Source organism: uncultured Phocaeicola sp. (assembly GCF_948499155.1).
Taxonomy (GTDB): domain Bacteria; phylum Bacteroidota; class Bacteroidia; order Bacteroidales; family Bacteroidaceae; genus Phocaeicola; species Phocaeicola faecalis.
Genome location: NZ_CAOOSE010000007.1, coordinates 149,154 through 172,316, shown reverse-complemented (window position 1 = coordinate 172,316; position 23,163 = coordinate 149,154). Strand labels below are relative to the sequence as shown.

The 23,163-nt window shown below is 42.4% G+C and carries 17 protein-coding genes; 14 read left to right on the top strand and 3 right to left on the bottom strand.

What is annotated here, in order from left to right:
• The first annotated feature begins 809 nt into the window (after positions 1–809).
• The 9 genes from QYT14_RS07875 (at position 810) to QYT14_RS07835 (ending at position 13,017) form a co-directional block, all read left to right on the top strand.
• Positions 810–1,400, top strand: coding sequence for a V-type ATP synthase subunit E family protein (locus tag QYT14_RS07875; protein WP_286156713.1), 591 nt, complete (start codon positions 810–812; stop codon positions 1,398–1,400).
• 9 nt (positions 1,401–1,409) lie between these two features.
• Positions 1,410–2,246, top strand: coding sequence for a DUF2764 domain-containing protein (locus QYT14_RS07870; protein ID WP_237039265.1), 837 nt, complete (start codon positions 1,410–1,412; stop codon positions 2,244–2,246).
• Positions 2,247–2,264: 18 nt separating this feature from the next.
• Positions 2,265–4,019 (top strand): V-type ATP synthase subunit A, encoded by a 1,755-nt coding sequence (locus QYT14_RS07865; protein ID WP_237039266.1) that lies wholly within the window; start codon positions 2,265–2,267, stop codon positions 4,017–4,019.
• 36 nt (positions 4,020–4,055) lie between these two features.
• Positions 4,056–5,375 (top strand): V-type ATP synthase subunit B, encoded by a 1,320-nt coding sequence (locus tag QYT14_RS07860; RefSeq protein ID WP_237039267.1) that lies wholly within the window; start codon positions 4,056–4,058, stop codon positions 5,373–5,375.
• An 85-nt stretch (positions 5,376–5,460) separates the two neighbouring features.
• The gene (locus QYT14_RS07855; protein ID WP_005939038.1) at positions 5,461–6,066 is read left to right on the top strand and encodes a V-type ATP synthase subunit D; all 606 of its coding nucleotides are present in this window, start codon (positions 5,461–5,463) and stop codon (positions 6,064–6,066) included.
• Positions 6,063–7,868, top strand: coding sequence for a V-type ATPase 116kDa subunit family protein (locus tag QYT14_RS07850; protein WP_288324710.1), 1,806 nt, complete (start codon positions 6,063–6,065; stop codon positions 7,866–7,868). Before QYT14_RS07855 ends, QYT14_RS07850 begins: the two co-directional genes overlap by 4 nt.
• 161 nt (positions 7,869–8,029) lie before the next feature.
• The gene (locus tag QYT14_RS07845) at positions 8,030–8,494 is read left to right on the top strand and encodes a V-type ATP synthase subunit K (RefSeq protein WP_288324711.1); all 465 of its coding nucleotides are present in this window, start codon (positions 8,030–8,032) and stop codon (positions 8,492–8,494) included.
• 256 nt (positions 8,495–8,750) lie between these two features.
• On the top strand, positions 8,751–10,418 hold the full coding sequence (locus QYT14_RS07840; protein WP_288324712.1) for a glycogen/starch synthase: 1,668 nt from the start codon (positions 8,751–8,753) through the stop codon (positions 10,416–10,418).
• 34 nt (positions 10,419–10,452) lie between these two features.
• Complete coding sequence (locus QYT14_RS07835; protein ID WP_237039270.1) at positions 10,453–13,017, top strand: glycosyltransferase family 1 protein; 2,565 nt, start codon at positions 10,453–10,455, stop codon at positions 13,015–13,017.
• A 401-nt stretch (positions 13,018–13,418) separates the two neighbouring features.
• Here QYT14_RS07835 and QYT14_RS07830 read toward each other — a convergent pair whose 3' ends face one another.
• The gene (locus QYT14_RS07830; RefSeq protein WP_237039271.1) at positions 13,419–14,513 is read right to left on the bottom strand and encodes a TlpA disulfide reductase family protein; all 1,095 of its coding nucleotides are present in this window, start codon (positions 14,511–14,513) and stop codon (positions 13,419–13,421) included.
• A gap of 254 nt (positions 14,514–14,767) precedes the next feature.
• Here QYT14_RS07830 and QYT14_RS07825 point away from each other — a divergent pair, with 254 nt between their 5' ends.
• The 5 genes from QYT14_RS07825 (at position 14,768) to QYT14_RS07805 (ending at position 21,208) form a co-directional block, all read left to right on the top strand.
• A complete protein-coding gene (locus tag QYT14_RS07825; protein WP_288324713.1) occupies positions 14,768–16,729 on the top strand; it encodes a PAS domain-containing sensor histidine kinase in 1,962 nt (653 codons plus the stop codon).
• A 150-nt stretch (positions 16,730–16,879) separates the two neighbouring features.
• Positions 16,880–18,265, top strand: a complete 1,386-nt coding sequence (gene potA / locus QYT14_RS07820) for a polyamine ABC transporter ATP-binding protein (RefSeq protein ID WP_288324714.1) — start codon at positions 16,880–16,882, stop codon at positions 18,263–18,265.
• Positions 18,266–18,280: 15 nt separating this feature from the next.
• Positions 18,281–19,078, top strand: a complete 798-nt coding sequence (locus QYT14_RS07815) for an ABC transporter permease (protein ID WP_288324715.1) — start codon at positions 18,281–18,283, stop codon at positions 19,076–19,078.
• Positions 19,072–19,863, top strand: a complete 792-nt coding sequence (locus tag QYT14_RS07810; protein WP_237039275.1) for an ABC transporter permease — start codon at positions 19,072–19,074, stop codon at positions 19,861–19,863. Before QYT14_RS07815 ends, QYT14_RS07810 begins: the two co-directional genes overlap by 7 nt.
• Positions 19,864–19,867: 4 nt before the next feature.
• Positions 19,868–21,208: an ABC transporter substrate-binding protein gene (locus QYT14_RS07805; protein ID WP_288324716.1), complete on the top strand. Its 1,341-nt coding sequence runs from the start codon at positions 19,868–19,870 to the stop codon at positions 21,206–21,208.
• Between the two features lie 228 nt (positions 21,209–21,436).
• Here the strand turns inward: QYT14_RS07805 and QYT14_RS07800 are convergent, their stop codons facing one another.
• Positions 21,437–22,375 carry a ribose-phosphate pyrophosphokinase gene (locus tag QYT14_RS07800; protein WP_237039277.1) on the bottom strand — a complete coding sequence of 313 codons (939 nt, stop codon included), beginning with the start codon at positions 22,373–22,375 and terminating at the stop codon, positions 21,437–21,439.
• A gap of 158 nt (positions 22,376–22,533) precedes the next feature.
• Positions 22,534–23,142 carry a thiamine phosphate synthase gene (locus QYT14_RS07795; RefSeq protein WP_288324718.1) on the bottom strand — a complete coding sequence of 203 codons (609 nt, stop codon included), beginning with the start codon at positions 23,140–23,142 and terminating at the stop codon, positions 22,534–22,536.
• Positions 23,143–23,163: the final 21 nt, after the last annotated feature.

The following is a 23,163-nucleotide window of genomic DNA, read 5'->3' as shown; positions in this document are numbered from 1 at the left end:
CGGAGGCTTTTTGTATTTATAGTGTATAATCTCTAAAATTGAAATACTATGTTGGGGTCAATCTGAAAACCCCGTGGGTGATAAGCATGAACTCTGAGTTACAATGCTGACGTCCAATCAGGTGCTCGTCTGATGTACTTGATTTATAATACTTTGGAAGGATGTATGTTTTTAGCATTGCAGACTTTCAATTTTTCTCCAATATTATGCCCACATACTTTTTGACTTGACCCTAAAAAAACGGTGGAACTCGTGTTTAAAAGATTCGTGTTAGATATGATTATAGATTAAGTTAAAAAGTGTGTGGCATCATATTTTGAGGAAATTCCAATCTTACAATGTAAGAATGCAGATTCTTTTAAGGCATTATAAATTAAGTATATCAGACGATCGCTTGATTTGATACCAGCAATTGTAACTCATAGTTCACGTTTATCACCCACAGGGCTTTCGGATTGATCCATGATTATGATTATCCATAGTTGAACGTGGCTTCATTCTTTCTTGAGAGGAGCAAGCGAGAGGCAGCAGCATTCGCGAATATATTTAGTCTATGATTTTCATACACCCTTTTCTTTATCAAAGGGAATGAAAAATATCCTTTTCTCTAATAATTTACTAATCTACTTAGCAGAGAGATTATGTTATGTAACATGAATGTGGTATATTTTTCTCTTTTTGCAGTACTTTTAGTGTAAATTCTATCATTAAATTCTTTTTCTATCATTGAATTTTGTACTTTTGGGCTATTCTTTTTGAAATTATTGAAGAAAGAAAGTGTTAAACTCAAAAAAATATCTTCTAAGAATATGGAAAATAAAATTCAGGAGCTTACCGATAAGATTTATCGCGAAGGTGTGGAAAAAGGAAACGAAGAAGCACAGCGACTTGTCAGTAACGCTCGCGAAGAAGCAGCGAAGATTGTAGAGGATGCTCGTAAAGAAGCTGAATCTATTGTTGCAGCCGCTCGTAAATCGGCAACAGAAACAGCCGAAAATACACGATCAGAAATTAAATTGTTTGCCGGACAAGCAGTGAATGCATTGAAAACCGAAATTACTACTTTACTGACAAATGAGGTAGTAAGTAAAGCAGTAAAAGATTTTGTGGCCGACAAGGAATATCTGAATAAATTTATCGTTTCCTTAGCTACTCAATGGTCTGCCAACGAGCCTATCGTTATCTCTACTGCAGACGCTGAAGGACTTAAAAAATATTTTGCTGCAAATGCCAAAGCTTTGTTGGACAAAGGAGTTAAAATAGATCAAGTGAACGGTACTAAAGCTCTTTTCACGATTTCACCGGCTGATGGTTCTTACAAAGTAAACTTCGGTGAAGAGGAATTTGAAAACTACTTCAAAGACTTCCTCCGTCCTCAATTAGTAGAAATGTTGTTTTAAAACGTGACTATGACAAATTATTATTGCCTGGTAGCCGGTTTACCGGATCTTTCATTGGAAGATGGTAAGCTGAACTATACGGTCGCCAATTTTAAATCGGAATTATACCCGGAATTATCGGAAAAGGATAGAAAACTAATTGACTTGTTTTATCTAAAATTCGATAATGCTAATTTGCTGAAACTGCTGAAAGATAAAGAAGCAGTGACCGATGCCGATGGAAATTACTCCGCGGATGAGTTACTGGCACTTATTAGTTCGGTACGTGAAGGCGATGCTCCGGATAAGAAATATCCATCTTACCTTTATGAATTTATTACTGCTTATCTGACTCTTCCTGCCGAAGAACTCTATCGTGCGGAGGATATGCTATCTGCATATTATTATGCTTACGCCATGAACTGCGGTAATCAATTCGTTTCTTCCTGGTTTGAATTTAATCTGAATGTCAATAATATACTGGCTGCACTGGCTGCACGTAAATACAAGATGGACGTGTCACAGGTGGTAGTGGGCAAGACTGATGTGAGCGAAATGGTCCGCACCTCGAATGCCCGCGATTTCGGCTTGACCGAGATGCTGGAGTATTTTGAACCGGTGCTACGCATCAGCGAGATTGATGAACTGGTGGAAAGGGAAAAGAAGATAGATTTGTTGAAATGGAACTGGATGGAAGACGCTGTCTTCTTCAACTATTTTACGGTAGAACGGATTTTCGTGTTCTTATTGAAACTGGAAATGATTGGCCGTTGGATTTCTATGGATAAGGAAAAGGGAAGCGAATTGTTCCGTCAGATTATTGACAAACTGAAGGATGAGGTACAGATTCCCGAAGAATTCAGATAATAAACAGATTAAAGATATATGGCAACAAAAGGAACTGTTAGTGGCGTAATTGCCAACATGGTTACTCTCACCGTTGACGGGCCGGTAGCTCAGAATGAAATTTGCTACATTCTGACAGGCGGCGACCGGTTGATGGCGGAGGTTATTAAGGTGGTAGGCAGCAATGTGTATGTGCAGGTGTTTGAAAGTACACGTGGACTGAAAGTGGGTGCCGAAGCCGAATTTACAGGACACATGCTTGAAGTGACTTTGGGTCCGGGTATGTTGTCTAAAAACTACGATGGTCTGCAAAACGATCTTGACAAAATGGATGGTGTCTTCCTGAAACGCGGACAATATACTTATCCGTTGGACAAGGAAAAGAAATGGCATTTCATTCCGTTGGTAAAAGTGGGAGATGAAGTAGGGCCTTCGGCTTGGTTAGGTCAGGTAGACGAAAACTTCCAACCGTTGAAGATTATGGTTCCATTCCAGTTGGATGGTACTTATAAGGTAAAATCTATTGTAAAGGAAGGCGAATATAGTATTGAAGATACAGTAGTTGTCCTGACAGATAAAGACGGAAAAGATATTCCTGTGAACATGATTCAGAAGTGGCCGGTGAAGAAGGCTATGACTAATTATAAAGAAAAACCGCGTCCTTATAAACTGCTGGAAACCGGTGTGCGCGTGATTGATACCGTAAACCCGATTGTAGAAGGTGGTACGGGATTTATCCCCGGTCCGTTCGGTACCGGTAAGACTGTGCTTCAGCATGCTATCTCTAAACAGGCAGAAGCAGATATTGTAATTATCGCTGCCTGTGGCGAACGTGCAAATGAGGTTGTGGAAATTTTTACAGAATTCCCCGAATTGGTAGACCCGCATACGGGACGTAAATTGATGGAACGTACCATTATCATCGCGAATACTTCAAACATGCCGGTTGCTGCCCGCGAAGCATCTGTGTACACTGCCATGACGATTGCAGAATACTATCGTGCCATGGGACTGAAGGTATTGTTGATGGCAGACTCCACTTCCCGTTGGGCGCAGGCATTGCGTGAAATGTCCAACCGTATGGAAGAATTGCCTGGCCCGGACGCTTTCCCGATGGATATTTCAGCTATTATTTCCAACTTCTACGGACGTGCAGGCTATGTGCATCTGAATAATAATGAGAGCGGTTCTATCACCTTTATCGGTACCGTATCTCCGGCAGGTGGTAACTTGAAGGAACCTGTAACCGAAAATACCAAGAAGGTGGCCCGTTGTTTCTATGCTTTGGAGCAGGAACGTGCTGATAGAAAACGTTATCCGGCTGTGAATCCGATTGACTCTTATTCCAAGTATTTGGAATATCCTGAATTTGAGGATTATATCGCAAAACGTATTAACGGTGAATGGATTGGTAAGGTAAACGAAATCAAGACCCGGTTGCTGCGCGGTAAGGAAATTGCCGAACAGATTAATATCTTGGGTGATGACGGTGTACCTGTGGAATATCATGTCATTTTCTGGAAATCGGAATTGATTGACTTTGTGATTCTGCAACAGGATGCCTTCGATGAAATTGACTCTGTAACCCCGATGGAACGTCAGGAAGATATCCTGAACATGGTCATCGACATCTGTCATACGGAATTTAAGTTTGACACCTTCCTTGAAGTAATGGATTACTTTAAGAAGATGATCAATATCTGCAAACAGATGAACTATTCGAAATATAAATCTGAGAAATACGAAGATTTCAAGAAGCAGTTGCAAGAGTTGGTTGCCGAGAGAAGCGTCTGATTTTAATATTTAATCTTTAATTTATAATTAGTAGAGATGGCAACAAAAGCATTTCAAAAGATATATACTAAGATTAGCCAGATTACCAAGGCTACTTGTTCGCTGAAAGCGTCAGGAGTAGGCTATGATGAATTGGCTATGGTAAACGGTAAGTTGGCCCAGGTGGTAAAAATCATGGGCGATGAAGTGACCTTGCAGGTATTCGAGGGTACGGAAGGTATCCCCACCAATGCCGAGGTTGTATTTTTGGGTAAATCGCCTACGCTGAAAGTAAGCGAGCAGTTGGCCGGACGTTTCTTCAATGCTTTCGGTGACCCGATTGACGGGGGACCGGAAATAGAAGGACAGGAAGTACCTATCGGTGGTCCGTCAGTGAATCCGGTTCGTCGTAAACAACCGTCGGAACTGATTGCAACCGGTATTGCCGGCATCGACCTAAACAATACATTGGTGTCAGGACAGAAGATCCCCTTCTTTGCCGATCCCGACCAACCGTTCAATCAAGTAATGGCAAACGTAGCATTGCGTGCTGAAACGGACAAGATTATTCTGGGCGGTATGGGTATGACAAACGATGACTACCTGTACTTTAAAAATGTATTCTCTAACGCTGGTGCGCTTGATCGTATCATCAGCTTTGTAAATACCACGGAAAATCCGCCGGTAGAACGTCTGCTGATTCCGGATATGGCGTTGACGGCTGCCGAATATTTTGCAGTAGAACATAACCAGAAAGTATTGGTGTTGCTGACCGATATGACCAGCTACGCCGATGCATTGGCTATCGTGTCCAACCGTATGGACCAAATCCCGTCCAAAGACTCTATGCCGGGTTCTCTTTATTCGGATTTGGCGAAGATTTACGAGAAGGCGGTTCAATTCCCTGCAGGCGGTTCAATCACTATCATTGCGGTAACTACCCTGAGTGGCGGTGATATTACACATGCCGTTCCTGATAATACAGGTTATATTACCGAAGGTCAGTTGTTCCTGCGTCGTGATAGTGATATCGGTAAGGTTATTGTTGACCCATTCCGTTCGTTGTCCCGTTTGAAACAGTTGGTGAGTGGTAAGAAGACTCGTAAAGACCATCCACAAGTAATGAATGCTGCGGTGCGTCTATATGCCGATGCTGCCAATGCCAAGACTAAGATGGAAAACGGTTTTGACCTGACTAACTATGATGAACGTACTTTGGCATTCGCCAAAGATTACGCAAACCAATTGCTGGCCATTGATGTGAATCTGGATACTACTGAAATGCTGGATGTTACATGGGGATTGTTCAGCAAGTACTTTAAGCCGGAAGAGGTGAACATCAAGAAAGAACTGGTAGAAGAACACTGGAAGAAATAGAACTCATTTATCAAAAGAAAGGTAATAGCAGTATCGTTTCGGAGAATAAAAGCCCTTCGGATGATAAATAAAAAGTTAGAACGAAATGGCAATAAAGTTTCAATATAACAAGACCTCGCTACAGCAGCTTGAGAAGCAACTCAAGGTCCGCGTGCGCACGCTTCCTATCATTAAGAATAAGGAAAGCGCCTTGCGTATGGAAGTAAAGAGATGCAAGACCGAAGCTGCCGAGCTGGAGGAAAGGCTTGAAAAACAAATTCAGGCATACGAGGCCATGTTCGCACTTTGGAATGAGTTTGATGCTTCATTAATAAAAGTGAGTGACGTTCATTTGGGTATAAAGAAGATTGCCGGTGTACGGGTTCCGTTGTTGGAAAACGTAGACTTTGACATTCGTCCCTATAGCCTGTTCAACAGTCCGAAATGGTATTCCGACGGAATACATTTGTTGAAAGGGCTGGCACAGACCGCTATCGAAAGGGAATTTATGCTTGCCAAACTGAACCTACTGGAACATGCGCGTAAAAAGACCACTCAAAAAGTGAATCTTTTTGAGAAGGTACAGATACCCGGATATCAGGATGCTCTGCGAAAAATTAAACGATTTATGGAGGACGAGGAGAACCTGTCCAAATCATCGCAGAAGATTTTGAAATCCATTCAAGAGAAAAGAAAGGAGGCAGAGGCATGATTACAAAAATGAAGAAGTTGACTTTCCTTATCTATCATAAGGAATATGAACAATTCCTGCAAAGCATCCGTGACTTGGGCGTAATCCACGTGGCAGAAAAAGCACAGGGAACACCGGAGAACACCGAACTTCAGGAAAGCATCCGCCTGTCCAACCGCTACACTTCTACAGTAAAGTTTCTGCAAGCACTCAATGCCGAACTGAAAGAGCAGAAAGGCGATGTTGCTCGCGGAGAAAAAGCACTGGAAGAAGTGGAAGCCCTTCAACTGGAAAAGACGCAGTTACAACACCAGTTGCAGGCTTGTGACAAGGAACGTGCCGCATTGGAAGTATGGGGAGACTTTGACCCAGCATCAGTTACGAGATTACAAGATGCTGGATATCAGGTGAATTTCTATATCTGCTCAGAGAAAAACTTTAATGAGGAATGGCTGGAAGCGTACCATGCTACGGAGATCAACCGTATCGGTTCACGCATCTATTTTATCACTATAACTAAGAAAGGTTCATTGCCCGAATTGGAAGTGGAGACAGCCAAACTGCCCGTAATGTCACTGAGCCGGCTCATTGCCAAGTGCGAAGGCATGGAGCAAAAGATAAAGGAAGTGGACGAGAAGCTGACTGCCATAGCAGGGGAGAAGTTACTTTCCTTGCAAGCTGCACAGGCTAATGTTCATTCGCAGATAGAATTTTCTAAAGTTGTGCTGAATACGGAACAGGCTGCGGACAACAAATTGATGTTGCTGCAAGGCTGGGCGCCGGCTTCACGGATTCCGGAAATCACAAAGTTCCTGAACCGGCAGGAGGTGTACTTTGAAGTTGCTGATCCAACTCCTGAAGACAATGTACCCATTCAGCTCAATAACAAAGGATTTTTCCGTCTATTCGAACCGATTATGAAGTTGTATATGCTTCCTAAATATAATGAACTGGATTTGACTCCATTCTTTGCCCCTTTCTTTATGCTCTTCTTCGGGCTGTGTCTGGGCGATTCGGGTTACGGTCTGTTCATGGTATTGGGAGTGACTGTTTATCGCATGGTAGCGAAGAACATCAGTGCATCCATGAAGTCTGTTTTGACTTTGGTGCAGTTATTGGGAGCCGCTACCTTCTTCTGCGGTATGCTGACAGGGACATTCTTCGGATTCAATCTGTATGGTAACGATATTCCGTTCTTTAACAAGATGCGCGATTTGTTCTTCCTTGACAATCAGTGGATGTTCAACCTTTCATTGATTTTGGGAGCGGTACAGATTATCTTTGGTATGATACTGAAAGCTGCTAATCAGACAATCCAGTTCGGATTTAAGTATGCACTTTCCACAGTCGGATGGATTATAGTACTGGTAAGTATGGCATTGGCATTCCTTTTGGGTGATGTGATGCCGATGGGTGGAACAGCCCATTTGGTAATACTGGGTATAGCCGCAGTGCTTATTTTCCTGTTCAACAGTCCCGGAAAGAATATTTTCCTCAACATCGGTCTGGGTTTGTGGGATTCCTACAATATGGCGACCGGCTTGCTGGGTGATATCCTTTCGTATGTGCGTTTGTTTGCATTAGGACTTTCGGGCGGTATTCTTGCCAGTGTGTTTAACAGCCTGGCTGCGGGTATGAGTCCCGACAATGCTATTGCCGGTCCGATAGTGATGGTACTAATTTTCCTGATTGGTCACTCTATCAATATGTTTATGAATATTCTGGGTGCAATGGTTCACCCGATGCGTCTTACTTTTGTAGAGTTCTTCAAGAATTCGGGTTACGAAGGTGGAGGCAAGGAATATAAGCCATTTAAAAATTAGAGCTGTTTAAAATTTATTCAGCTTGTTGTTCTGAATGAGATGAAAAATTTGCAAACTTGCTTGCAGATCCTTTGTAAAGTTCAGGATGACATAAAAAGGAATTTTCCTTTTAGGAAGAGTTTGATAAATAAAGAATTTAAAAATTAAAAAATAGAAGAATTATGGAAATGAATTTATTGATTGCCTACATAGGCATCGCAATTATGGTTGGTTTATCAGGTATAGGTAGTGCATACGGTGTAACTATAGCAGGTAATGCATCTATCGGCGCATTAAAGAAGAACGACAGCGCTTTCGGTAACTTCTTGGTGTTGACCGCACTTCCCGGTACACAAGGTTTGTATGGTTTCGCCGGTTACTTCATGTTTCAAAGTATTTTCGGTGTTTTGACTCCGGCTATTACAGGTATTCAGGCTGCTGCCGTGCTTGGTTCGGGAATCGCCTTGGGCCTTGTAGCACTCTTCTCTGCTATTCGTCAGGGACAAGTTTGTGCCAATGGTATCGCTGCCATCGGTCAGGGACACAATGTATTCGGTAATACATTGATTTTAGCTGTATTCCCCGAATTGTATGCCATTGTTGCTTTGGCTGCAACCTTCTTGATGGGTTCTGCATTGGTTGCATAATCAGATTAGTTCTTTAATAAAAGGGGCTGTTTTCGTATATTTACGGAAATAGCCCTTTTTCTTGTCCTAAAGGAGAATAAATTGATTAAAATACTTACTATTGTTACTTATATCAGCTTTCTTTGTGATAAATGTTAAATATGAAATGGTAAAAGTTAATAAGTGAGTCTGAAATTTCTAACAAAGTTCTGGAAAAACTTTATTATCTCATTGAAATTGTGTACCTTTGCACTCGAAAATAAGATTAGGTATATAGATGGCAAAAGAACTATTAACCCCCAGTTATATCTTCGAAGCGAGTTGGGAAGTGTGTAATAAGGTAGGGGGCATTTATACAGTGTTGTCAACAAGAGCAAAAACACTGCAAGATATTTACAAGGATAAAGTGTTTTTTATAGGTCCGGATGTGTGGGCAGGAAAAGAGAACCCCTTGTTTATCGAGAATGAGAATTTGTGTGCGGCATGGCGTGGACATGCTTTGAAAAACGATGGTTTGAAAGTCCGTATCGGACGTTGGAATATCCCTGGAGAACCCATAGTTATATTAGTGGATTTTTATCCGTTCTTTTCAAAGAAGAATGAGATATACGGACAAATGTGGGAAGATTTCCAAGTGGATTCGCTTCATGCATACGGAGATTATGACGAAGCATCCATGTTCTCTTATGCAGCAGGAAAAACTGTTGAAAGTTTCTACCGATTCAATCTGACGGAAAATGATAAGGTCATTTATCAGGCTCACGAATGGATGACAGGTATGGGAGCACTCTATCTACAGAAGGCAGTTCCCGAAATAGCAACAATATTTACTACTCATGCTACTTCTATCGGCCGCTCGATTGCCGGTAACAATAAACCTCTTTACGATTATTTATTTGCTTACAATGGTGATCAGATGGCACGTGAACTTAATATGGAGGCCAAGCACTCTATAGAAAAGCAAACGGCACATCATGTGGATTGCTTTACCACTGTCAGTGAAATCACTAATAATGAATGTAAGGAACTGTTGGAGAAACCGGCAGATGTGATTTTAATGAATGGTTTTGAGGATGATTTTGTTCCACAGGGACGTACCTTTACTGCTAAACGTAAGAAAGCACGCGCCACTCTGTTGAATCTCGCTAATAAGTTATTGGGAGTAAATTTGAGTGATGATACTTTGATATTAGGCACCAGTGGACGTTACGAATTTAAGAATAAAGGCATCAATGTGTATTTGGAAGCTTTGAACCGATTGACTCGTGACAAGAATCTGAAGAAGGAGGTATTGGCATTTATCAATGTTCCGGGATGGGTGGGAGACCCTCGTGAAGATTTGATGGAACGTTTGAAGAGCAATAAAAACTATACTACTCCGTTGGAATGCCCGTTTATTACTCATTGGTTGCATAACATGAGTCACGACCAGGTGCTCGACATGATGAAGTATTTGGGAATGGCAAATTCTGCCAACGATAAAGTGAAGGTTATCTTTGTTCCCTGCTATTTGGATGGAAAAGACGGCATTATTAATATGGAGTACTATGATTTGGTATTGGGACATGATTTGAGCGTTTATCCTTCATATTATGAACCATGGGGATATACTCCGCTTGAAAGTGTTGCTTTCCATGTGCCGACAATCACTACTGACTTGGCAGGTTTCGGACTTTGGGTGAATTCACTGAAGGGTTCGTATAGTGAGCTGAAAGATGGTGTGAAAGTGATTCACCGTTCGGACTACAACTATTCTGAAGTGGCAGACGTTATAAAAGATAATATTTCGGTATTTTCCGGCATGACTGAGGCTGAAATCAAGATGATACGTAAACGTGCTGCCGACATTGCGGAAAAAGCTTTGTGGAAGCACTTTATTAAATATTATTATGAGGCTTATGACGTGGCATTACGCAATGCACAGAAAAGGCTTTTATTAGGTTGAAAATTGAATATAATATTAATATAATTAGAGAGACATGAAAATCAAGATTAGTAATGCAAATACTCCTACTTGGAAAGACGTAACTGTAAAATCACGCATTCCTGAGGAATTGAAAAAGTTAGAAGAATTAGCACGCAACATCTGGTGGGCATGGAACTACGAGGCAACTGAGTTGTTTAGAGATTTAGACCCTGTTTTGTGGAAGGAAGCTGGACAAAATCCTGTAGTTCTTCTAGAACGATTGAGCTATGAAACACTGGAAAAACTGGCAAAGGATAAAAATATCCTGAAACGCATGAACGATGTATATGCAAAGTTCAGAGCTTATATGGATGTGCAGCCCGACGCCAAGCGCCCTTCTGTAGCTTATTTTTGTATGGAGTATGGTTTGACACACGTTCTGAAAATCTATTCGGGCGGTTTGGGTATCTTGGCAGGTGACTACCTGAAAGAAGCATCAGACAGCAACGTAGATATGTGTGGTGTCGGATTCTTGTATCGCTATGGATATTTTACTCAAAGCCTTTCGATGGACGGACAGCAGGTAGCAGGATACGAAGCTCAGAATTTCGGTAGTTTGCCTATCGAACGTGTATTGGATGACAACGGACAACCGATGGTTATCGATGTTCCCTATCTGAACTATTTCGTTCATGCTTATGTGTGGAAAGTCAATGTAGGTCGTGTTCCTTTGTATCTGTTGGATACAGATAATGAAATGAACAGCGAGTTTGACCGTCCTATCACTTATCAGCTTTATGGTGGTGACTGGGAAAACCGTTTGAAGCAAGAAATACTGTTAGGTATCGGTGGTGTGTTGATGCTGAAGAAATTAGGTATCAAGAAAGATATTTATCACTGTAATGAAGGACATGCTGCATTATGCAACGTTCAGCGTCTGTGTGACTATGTAGAAGGTGGTTTGACGTTCGACCAATCTTTGGAGGTCGTTCGTTCTTCTTCTCTTTATACGGTTCATACTCCGGTGCCTGCCGGTCATGACTACTTCGATGAAGGTTTGTTCGGCAAGTACATGGGCGGTTATCCGCAACGTATGGGTATCAGCTGGCAAGATTTGATGGATATGGGACGTATCAATCCGGGAGATGCCGGCGAGCGTTTCTGTATGTCTACTTTTGCTTGCAACACTTGTCAGGAAGTAAACGGTGTGAGTTGGTTGCACGGAAAAGTATCTCAGGAAATGTTCTCAGGTATTTGGAAGGGCTATTTCCCCGAAGAAAGCCATGTAGGTTATGTAACCAATGGTGTTCATTTCCCTACTTGGAGTGCGACAGAATGGAAAAAGCTCTATGCGAAGCATTTTGCTCCCAACTTTATGGAAGACCAGTCTAACGAAAAGATTTGGGAAGCTATATATAATGTGGCTGACGAAGAAATCTGGGCAACTCGTCAGGCTTTGAAGAATAAATTGGTAGACCACATCCGCAAGCAGTTCAGTGAAAGTTGGTTGAAGAATCAGGGTGATCCTTCACGCATCGTTTCTTTGATGGAAAAGATCAATCCGAATGCTTTGATGATTGGTTTCGCTCGTCGTTTTGCCACTTACAAACGTGCACATCTGTTGTTTACTGATATTGAACGTTTGGCTAAGATTGTGAACAACCCTGACTATCCGGTACAGTTCTTGTTTGCAGGTAAAGCTCACCCGCACGATGGTGCAGGTCAGGGATTGATTAAGAAGATTGTAGAAATCTCTCGTCGTCCTGAGTTCTTGGGCAAAATTATTTTCTTGGAAAACTACGATATGCAGTTGGCTCGTCGTTTGGTTTCTGGCGTTGATATTTGGATGAATACTCCGACTCGTCCTTTGGAAGCATCAGGTACATCAGGTGAGAAAGCTTTGATGAACGGTGTAGTAAACTTCTCTGTACTCGACGGATGGTGGTTGGAAGGCTACCGCGAAGGTGCAGGATGGGCGTTGACAGAAAAACGTACTTATCAGAATCAGGATCATCAAGACCAGTTGGATGCTGCTACTATCTACAGTATTCTGGAAAATGAAATCCTGCCATTGTATTATGCACGTAACCGCAAGGGTTATTCTGAAGGTTGGGTGAAGACTATCAAGAACTCTATTGCTCAGGTAGCTCCTCATTACACTATGAAGCGTCAGTTGGATGACTACTATTCTAAGTTCTATACCAAAGAAGCTAAACGTTTCAAAGAATTGGTAGCTAACGACTATGCTAAAGCAAAAGAAATTGCCGCATGGAAGGAAAAGGTTGCAGAATTATGGGATTCTATTGAAATCGTTTCCAGCGAAAAGAATGAAGAATTGGCTAGCGGTAATATCGAGACCGGAAAAGAATATACTATAACTTATGTAGTGGACGAAAAGGGACTGGATGATGCTGTAGGTATCGAACTGGTTACTACTTACACCAATGCAGAAGGTAAAGAGCATATCTATTCTGTAGAGCCGATGGAAGTAATCAAGAAAGAAGGTAATCTGTACACATTCCAGGTTAAACATAGTCTTTCTAACTCCGGCAGCTTTAAGGTATCATACCGTATGTTCCCGAAGAATGTAGATTTGCCTCACCGTCAGGACTTCTGCTATGTTCGTTGGTTCGTATAATTCATTGAAGTAAGTGTATCTCTCTGTTTCTCAGAGTGATTTCATGATAATATAATAAGAGAGCCGTTTCCTGTTGGGGGGACGGCTCTCTTTTATATTTAGTACAGTGAAAGACTGTGTGTGTTCCAAAAGGAAGAGTAATCTCCTTTCACACAAAACGGATATTGAAACGTCCTATTCATGGGGATTCTGTGTGAAAGCTGTTTCTCTTATAATAGAAAGGGGTTGTGTCAAAACGTGGATAATGCTGTCGTTTCGTTCGTAGGGGCGAGGTTCGCTCGCCCGAAAACAGTTTACTTTGTGTCTTCGGGCAGGCAAATCCTGCCCCTACAGCTGACGATTGGATAGGCTGGTTTAGTTTTGACACACTCCATTTCCGTTTATAGGATATTGCTCTTCTCTTATTTTAAAAGCTCGCTTAATTTGGCTTTAATATCTTCGCCGCGCAGGTTGCGTGCAACGATAGTTCCTTCTTGGTCAACTAAAACAGTGGCAGGAATAGAATTTACGCCATACAGTTTTGCGCCTGCATTGTTCCAGCCTTGCAAATCAGACATCTGCGGCCATGTGATATCAAGAGTGGTGATAGCTTCTTTCCATTTATCCAGATTGTTGTCCAGAGAAACGCCTACGATACCGAAACCTTTATTCTTGAATTCCTTGTAAGCGGCAACTACATTCGGCATTTCCTTGCGGCAAGGTCCACACCAGCTGGCCCAGAAGTCAATCAATGTGTATTTGTTCTTGCTTATGAAATCAGACAACTTCACTGTTTGACCTTCAGGAGTATCCATAGAGAAATCAATGTATTTCTGACCAACAGCAGTTTTTTCTACAGTTTCAATATGTTTCTTCAGTTTTGCGATACGGTCATTGTTGGCAAACTGAGCGGGAACTTTTTCAACTAAAGATTTCTGTTTTTCCAAATCGAATGCAGCAGCATAAGAAGGAAGCAACTGTATACCTACCGCATTCGTAATGTTAGCTTCGATAGTATTAAAGACCATATCCATGGCGATACTGTCCTTCTTTTCTATTTCTTTCATTACATTTTCGCGCTGTTCGTCAGTCAGTGTAGAATCAGCCATTGCGCTACGATACATATCGTTCATTTCTTTGCTCATAGCGATGAAGTTGTCTTTAAACTGCTGGTAAACATCATTGTTTGCAGTACCGCCGATTTTGTTTTCTTCGCCCAATGCTACAGTGATATTTCCGTTTTCGAGGAAGAAGTCGGCACGGTTACGTTTTCCGTCTTTTGCATAAATGATAAAGCAGTTTGTTGCTGTATCCTGTCTTCCGGTGAATGTGAAAGCACCTCCTGCTACAGTGGTAGAATCCAGTTTCACCCAGTCGCCATTCTTGTATTCCTGCAAATAAATAGTGTCGCCGTCGGCAAGACCTTCTACTGTTCCCGATACTTTGTAAGCGGGTGAATTGTTACATGCAGTGAAAGCCAAGCTTCCTACTGCCAATAAATAAACTAATTTTTTCATTGTGATGATATTATAATTTGGACGCAAAGATAGTTACTTAATTAATACAGAAGAGAAAAAAAAGTTTTTATTTTCATCTGTCCATTAAGAATATATAGAATATTATGTGTTTTTTTGCAAGATAATGTGAGTGCATTTGTTTCAAATGGTTATCTTTGTGCCTAAATACCATTTATGAAATGTTAATATTCAGTCTTGCACTAATTACTATCCTGTTTCTTTTGTTAGTATGGACCACTATCAGGGAAAGAACTATGGCGAAAGAAATAAAGTTAGCCCAACAATTCTACGCTGCTATTTGGAATAATGCCCATGAATTTATTTTCTTGATAGACAAAACTTCCCATGTCGTTAAAACCAATTATTATACGGTTTGTAATATGCCTTGCCGGGAAGATTGGAAGTGTTTTGGAGAAATCTTGCAATGTCGGTATGCTCGTGAAACAGCTACGTGCAATAAGCATGAGAAGTGTCGCAACTGTTTGATAAGAAGTAAGATAAGAGAAGTGCTTAAGAATCACGGCAGTTTTAGTAATTTCGAGACTACGATGGATATTCAGATATCTTCCCTTCCTGCCACTCTATACAGCATGATGGTTTCGGGACGGTATCTGTCGCTTAACGGTCATGATTATGTGATATTGACCGTACATGATATCAGTGAGGAGCGAGCGTTGGAATCTTCATTGAAGCACAGCAATGAGAAATTTCTTTGTTTCTTCGATAATGTGACTGTAGGTTGTGCCATTTGCGATAAAGAAGGAACACTGATAGAGGTGAATGACGCTTATGTAGACTATATGGGGTTGGAGTCTAAGGGGGACGCAGTCAATCAGCTCAATATTTATACCAATCCCTGCATCAATCCTGAGTTTAAGGAGATGATGAAGTCCGGCATTCCGGTATCGGGCGAAGTGAAATACGATTATGAGTTGATTAATCAGGTTTATGTAAAGAGTCGTCATAAAGATGTGCACTATTTTCGTTTTATTGTCAACTATTTGAGAGACGCGGCCGGTAATGTGGAGAATATCCTGATTATTTGGGTAGAGAATACCTTAATTCACAAAACCTTGCGGCAAAACAAGAGTTTCCGCGAGATGATTAGTGCAGCTTCATCTGCCTCCAACATCGGTTTCTCTTCTATAAATTTGTTGAAGAATGAGCAGTTGGTGACACCGGAATATCTCAAGAACCTGGGAGTCTCTTCTGAAATAGATTTGAATACCATCTTTTCCCACATGAAATATGTAGATACGGATACATCCCGGCAACAGGAGTTTACGGAGTATGTGGAGAAGGCCAGACATGAAAAGGTGAAGCCTTTGGAAAGGAATATTCATCTGATAGTGAACGGTGAGCCCAGATGGATTAAGCAGTTTCTTATTCAGCAGACATTCGATCCTGATAATGGAAACATCGTTTTGTTGGGAGTAAATGTCGATATCAATGAGCAGAAGAAAACGGAAGAAGCGTTGCGCGAGGCAAAAGAAAAAGCCGAAAGTTCAGATAAGCTGAAGTCTGCTTTTGTGGCAAATATGAGTCATGAGATTCGTACTCCTTTGAATGCGATTGTAGGTTTTGCCAATCTGTTGGTCACTTCGGAAGACAAAGAAGATTTTGATAGCTTCAAGCAAATTATTGAGCAGAACAGCAACCAACTTTTGCAATTGATAGGTGACATTTTGGATCTCTCGAAGATTGAGTCGGATACATTGGATTTTGTGTGGAGCAATGTAAATGTCAATGCCATGATGTATGAATTGGAAAAGATATTCCAAATGCGAAATGCCGCCAATCCTGATGTTGTGATAAAATGTGTGGCAAGTGTGGGCGACTGCATGATACGCACAGACCGCCAACGGTTGATTCAGGTGGTATCCAATTTGATGACCAATGCCATTAAGTTCACCACGCAGGGCAGCATTATTATGGGATATGAAAAGCGGAAGGAAGAAATATATTTCTATGTGACAGATACCGGCTGCGGTATTCCGGAAGAAAATCAAAGTCAGGTGTTTGAGCGTTTTGTCCAATTGGACAGCTTTAAACAGGGCACCGGTTTGGGGCTTCCGATATGCAGCAGCATTATCAGAGCAATGGGAGGCAAGATAGGGGTGAAATCTAAGCTGGGAGAAGGATCGACATTCTGGTTCATATTGCCCGAATGTCCGCCTGTGAAGAATGAACCGGAATCAGGAAAACAGTACTTTTAGTTGTGTCATTGTTTCCGGATAGTCTGATTGGGAAGCGTATATTTGCATTTCTGTCAGATTCCCATGTCAAATAGCCGATAATTATGATTATTTCTCTATCTTTGCGCGCGAAAATGTAGAGGCGTTCGTCGTCCAGTTACAAAAAGTAGTATGCAACAGTCTAATTATATAATTGAGGTTAAGGATGTTTCCAAGTTTTTTGGCGATAAAATAGCATTGGATAACATCAACTTGTACGTGAAAAAAGGAGAATTCGTAACGATTCTGGGTCCTTCGGGATGTGGAAAGACTACGCTTTTGCGCCTTATTGCCGGTTTTCAGACCGCTTCGGAAGGAGAAATCCGAATAGCAGGGCAGGAGATTACACAAACTCCGCCACATAAAAGGCCGGTAAATACCGTATTTCAGAAGTATGCCTTGTTTCCACATCTGAATGTATATGACAATATAGCGTTCGGGTTGAAACTCAAGAAACTTCCCAAACAGACCATTGAAAAGAAAGTAAAGGCAGCCCTCCGGATGGTGGGGATGACCGATTATGAATATCGTGATGTCAACTCGCTTTCAGGCGGTCAGCAGCAACGTGTGGCCATAGCCCGTGCCATTGTGAATGAACCGGAAGTATTGCTCCTCGACGAACCGTTGGCAGCTCTTGACCTGAAGATGCGTAAAGATATGCAGATGGAACTGAAGGAGATGCATAAAACATTGGGAATCACCTTTGTGTATGTGACACACGATCAGGAAGAAGCTCTCACACTGAGTGATACGATTGTGGTGATGAGTGAGGGGCGCATTCAGCAGATAGGTACTCCTGTAGATATCTACAATGAACCCATCAACTCATTTGTCGCCGATTTTATCGGAGAGAGTAATATCCTGAACGGCGTAATGATAAAAGACAAGTTAGTGCGTTTTGCCGGTGTAGAGTTTGAGTGCGTGGACGAAGGTTTTGGCGAGAATATGCCTGTAGATGTGGTGGTTCGGCCTGAGGACTGGTACATTTTCCCTCTTTCGGATGCTGCACAGATTACGGGTACAGTTACTTCTTCCATCTTCAAGGGAGTACATTATGAGATGGTTGTTGTGGCAAACGGTTATGAGTTTATTGTGCAGGACTACCATCACTTTGATGTGGGACAGGAAGTAGGTCTGCTGGTTAAACCGTTTGACATCCATATCATGAAGAAAGAGCGCGTATGCAATACTTTCGAGGGAGAGATGGTAGACGAAAATCATGTTGATTTCTTGGGCTGCCATTTTGAATGTCTGCCTGTGAAGGACATCGAACCGGGTGAAAAAGTAAAAGTAGTGGTGGCATTTAAGGATATTATCCTGCAAGACAATGAAGAAGACGGAACATTAACCGGCGATGTGCGTTTTATCCTTTACAAAGGCGACCATTACCACCTCACTGTTGCATCGGACTGGGGTGAAGATATTTATGTAGATACCAACGATGTATGGGACAATGGTGACCATGTGGGTATCAGTATTCTGCCTGAAAAGATTAAAATAATAAAGATTGTAGATTAATAAAAAAGAAAAGAGGTGCTCAGAACAATACAATTCTTCTTGTCCTCGCGTAAGAGTTGGACTATCCCTTACGTGATATTTTCGGCGATATTTGTTATTCTTCCGCTTCTTCTGATAGTGGTTTATGCATTTATGGACGATGCCGGGCATTTTACTTTCGGTAATTTTGCTAAATTCTTTGCCCATCCGGAGGCCATCAATACGTTTGTCTATTCCATTGGCGTTGCCATTATTACGACGGTCGTGTGCATTCTGTTGGGTTATCCTGCCGCTTACATTCTGACGCAGACCCGAATGAAGTATGCGCAAACCATTGTAGTGCTCTTCATCCTTCCCATGTGGGTCAATATCCTGATTCGTACGTTGGCGACAGTGGCGCTTTTCGACTTTATGAATGTGCCGTTGGGCGAAGGAGCGTTGATATTCGGCATGGTGTATAACTTCCTGCCTTTTATGATTTATCCTATTTATAACACATTGCAGAAGTTGGATAAAAGTTATGTGGAGGCAGCGCAAGACTTGGGCGCCAATCCGGTACAGGTGTTCTTTAAGGCAGTGTTGCCATTGTCTATGCCCGGCATTGTGAGTGGTATTCTCATGGTATTCATGCCCACTATCTCGACATTTGCAATTGCCGAATTGCTGACAATGAACAATATAAAGCTGTTTGGTACTACCATTCAGGAAAATATCAATAACAGTATGTGGAACTATGGGGCAGCGCTTTCACTTATCATGCTGTTCTTGATTGGTGCTACCACTTTGTTTGCCTCAGATGACAAGGGCAATGATGAAGGAGGTGGCTTATGGTAAAGAAAATATTATGCCAGGGATACCTGTGGCTCCTGTTATTATTGCTCTATGCCCCTATCTTTATCATTATGATTTATTCTTTTACAGAGGCAAAGGTGTTGGGCAATTGGACAGGATTCTCAACGAAACTTTATTCGTCGCTGTTCACCACAGGCACTCATCACTCGTTGACCAATGCCCTGATTAATACACTGACCATCGCGCTGATAGCTGCAACGGTTTCCACGTTATTGGGAAGTATCACTGCCATCGGCATATTCAATCTGCGTGCCCGTTCGCGCAAGGCAATCAGCTTTGTCAATAATATCCCTATTCTGAACGGCGATATCATCATCGGTATCTCGCTGTTTCTGCTGTTTGTTTCACTGGGTATTCCTCAGGGATACACTACTGTGGTGTTGGCCCACATTACATTTTGCACGCCATACGTGATTCTGAGTGTATTGCCGCGCCTCAAACAGATGAACCCGAATATTTATGAAGCGGCACTTGACTTGGGGGCAACTCCCATGCAGGCGCTTCGCAAAGTGATTATTCCCGAAATACTTCCGGGGATGATTTCAGGTTTCATGCTGGCAGTCACACTGTCTATCGACGATTTTGCCGTTACCGTGTTCACTATCGGCAATGAAGGACTGGAGACTCTGTCTACCTATATTTATGCCGATGCGCGGAAAGGCGGACTTACTCCCGAACTTCGTCCCCTTTCAACCATTATATTTGTATTGGTGCTGGTGTTGCTTATCATAATCAACCGCCGTTCGAGCAAGAAAAAAGAGGCATAAGAAGATGAAGATAAAGATGAATAAATGGATAGTGGCATGCGCCTGCGGGTTACTTTCACTCACGGGATGCTACAACACGGGCGAACCTCGTGAAAATGTGCTGAAGATATACAATTGGGCAGACTATATCGATGAAGATGTGCTTGCCGAATTTCCCGAATGGTATAAAGAGCAAACGGGTGAGGACATCCGTATCGTTTATCAGACCTTCGATATCAATGAAATCATGCTGACCAAAATTGAACGCGGTCATGAGGACTTTGATGTGGTATGTCCTTCAGAGTATATCATCGAGCGAATGTTGAAGAAGAACCTGTTGCTGCCTATTGATACAGCTTTTGGTAAGACTCCTAATTATTTGCATAACGAGTCTCCCTATATCCGCGAGCAGTTGGATAAGTTGAGTCAGCCGGGGCGCCGTGCTTCCGATTATGCCATCGGATATATGTGGGGAACGGCCGGACTTCTGTATAATACAGACCATGTTCCTGCGGAAGATGCCAAGACATGGGCGAGTCTGTGGAATCTCAAGTACAAGAATAAAATCTTGATGAAAGAGAGCTACCGTGATGCCTACGGAACAGCCCTTATCTATGCCAACAGCGAAAACTTGAAAGAGGGGAAGGTGACGGTGGAAGAGTTGATGAACAACTATTCACAGGCATCTGTCGATACGGTAGAGAAGTACTTGAAGGCCATGAAGCCTCTGATAGCCGGTTGGGAAGCTGATTTTGGAAAGGAGATGATGACTAAAAACAAGGCATGGCTCAACATGACTTGGAGTGGAGATGCAGTATGGGCAATCGAAGAAGCCGATGCTGTGGGAGTAAACTTGGATTATGAAGTGCCTGAGGAGGGGAGTAATGTGTGGTATGACGGTTGGGTGATTCCCAAGTATGCCCGCAATGTGAAGGCTGCCAGTTATTTTATCAATTACCTGTGCCGTCCTGAAGTTGCTTTGCGCAATATGGACGCCTGCGGTTATGTGAGTTCTGTTGCCACTCCCGAAATATTGGAAGAGAAGATAGATACGGCTCTGAACTATTATTCCGATTTGAGCTATTTCTTTGGTCCGGAAGCAGATAGTGTCCGGATTGACAAGGTGCAGTATCCTGATCGTCGTGTGGTGGAACGTTGTGCCATGATTCGTGATTCGGGTGACCGTACGGAGGCGGTGTTGGAAATGTGGTCGCGTGTGAAAGGGGATAATCTTGGATTGGGAATTGTGGTCGTGATATTTGTATCGGTCGGAGTGATGCTGGTGTATACGGTTTACAGACGGATACAGCGCTATCAATATGAGAAATCACAACGTCGCCGCAGGAGACACCGCAAAAGGAGATAATCCTTCTTGCTGCCGGTGAAATGCCGGGCTCACGGATTTTATAAAAAACAACAGAGGGTGTGTCAAAACTATATCCCATCGTCAGCTGTAGGGGCAGGGTCTGCCTACCCGAAGACACAAAGCAAACTGTTTTCGGGCGAGCGAACCTCGCCCCTACGAACTAAACGACAGTATTATCCACGTTTTAACACAACCCTCTGTTTCTCTCTATCTTCTTATCTACTGAAATTAGATAATATATTGGTCTGAAATAGACTCGTTATTCATCACGCGGCGAATTGTTTCAGCAAACATATCAGCGATAGTCAGCTGTTTCACCTTGGCACAACGGTTAGAATAAGGAATACTGTCTGTAAACAGCATTTCTTCCAAACCGGAATTTTGAACGCGTTCGGAAGCAGGGCCGGACATCACACAGTGGGAAGCAATGGCGCGGACAGAAATGGCTCCGGCTTCCTTCATGATATCGGCAGCTTTGGTAATTGTACCGGCTGTATCCACCATGTCGTCAATCAAGATGACATTTTTGTCTTTCACGTCACCGATAATCTGCATAGTAGCCACTACGTTTGCTCTTTCGCGAGTCTTGTTGCACAATACCAAAGGCACATCAAGGTATTTGGCGTATGTGCTGGCACGCTTGGAACCTCCCACGTCGGGAGTGGCGATTACAAGGTTTTCAAGGTTCAGCGACTGAATGTAGGGCAAGAAGATGCCTGATGCATACAGGTGGTCTACCGGAATGTTGAAGAAACCCTGAATCTGGTCGGCGTGCAAGTCCATGGTAATCAAACGGTCGATACCTGCTACACTCAGCAAGTCAGCCACCAGTTTGGCACCGATAGAAACACGCGGTTTGTCTTTTCTGTCTTGGCGAGCCCATCCGAAGTAAGGGATAACGGCTACGATGCTTTTGGCAGAAGCTCTTTTTGCTGCGTCAATCATCAGCAGCAGTTCCATCAGGTTGTCAGAATTAGGAAAGGTAGATTGCACTAAGAATACATGGGCACCTCTAATTGACTCTTCGAAGGAAACAGCAAATTCACCATCTGCAAAGTGTGTAATGTTCATGTTTCCCAGTTCGCAGCCGAGGCTGTTGCAAATTTTTTCTGCAAGGTATTTCGAGTTTGTTCCCGAGAATACTTTAAAAGGAGATGTTTTACTCATTTTGTAATAGATATTACCTATTTGTTAATTTGCGTGCAAAGGTACATATTATAATTAGAATTTAAAAATCGAACATTAAAAATTAATTCGTATTCTTTTAAACGCCTTTTTTCGGGCAAGAATATGCATTTCTTTTCTCTGTTTCTCTTTGCTTTTAGTTAATCCGCCAACTTTTTCAGTTTGCGGAAGTGTTCTATCAACAATCGGTAGTCGCGGTCGCAGCGTGTATCGAACTTATTCCACAACGCGCCCAAGATGGCTGCTCCGCCAAAGCCGAAGTCTTTTACCTCTAAGATATTGTCCACATCAATGCCACCCAGTGCGATAACTTTCTTGTCGATAATGCCGGCTTTGTCGGCGGCACGAAGTTCTTCGGCCGTATAAGCGGAGTTGTAGTTCATCTTGGAGATGCTGTTGAATACAGGACTCAGAAAAACATAGTCACACGCTTGCTTGTGTTCCTTTGCTTCGTCTAAAGAGTGGCATGAGCAACTGATATGCCCTTTATAGTTTTCGGGTGGATTGGGGTTGCGGCCGTTCAGGTGAATGCCTTTCAACTTATATTCATCCTTCAGATAGAAATGTCCGTGCACCACGATGCGTTTATGGTACTGTTCGGGAATCAAGGTGAGCAGCCGTTCGGCGAACATGGGCGCTGTGTCGGGCTTGCGCAGATGGAGTGTGTCCAGTCCTTCCTCAAACAGGGCCGTGATTATCTTGTCTTCCTCCACAAAATATGTGGGGGTTGTGATTAGAATTAACTTCATACTTTTCAATTAATTGCTAAG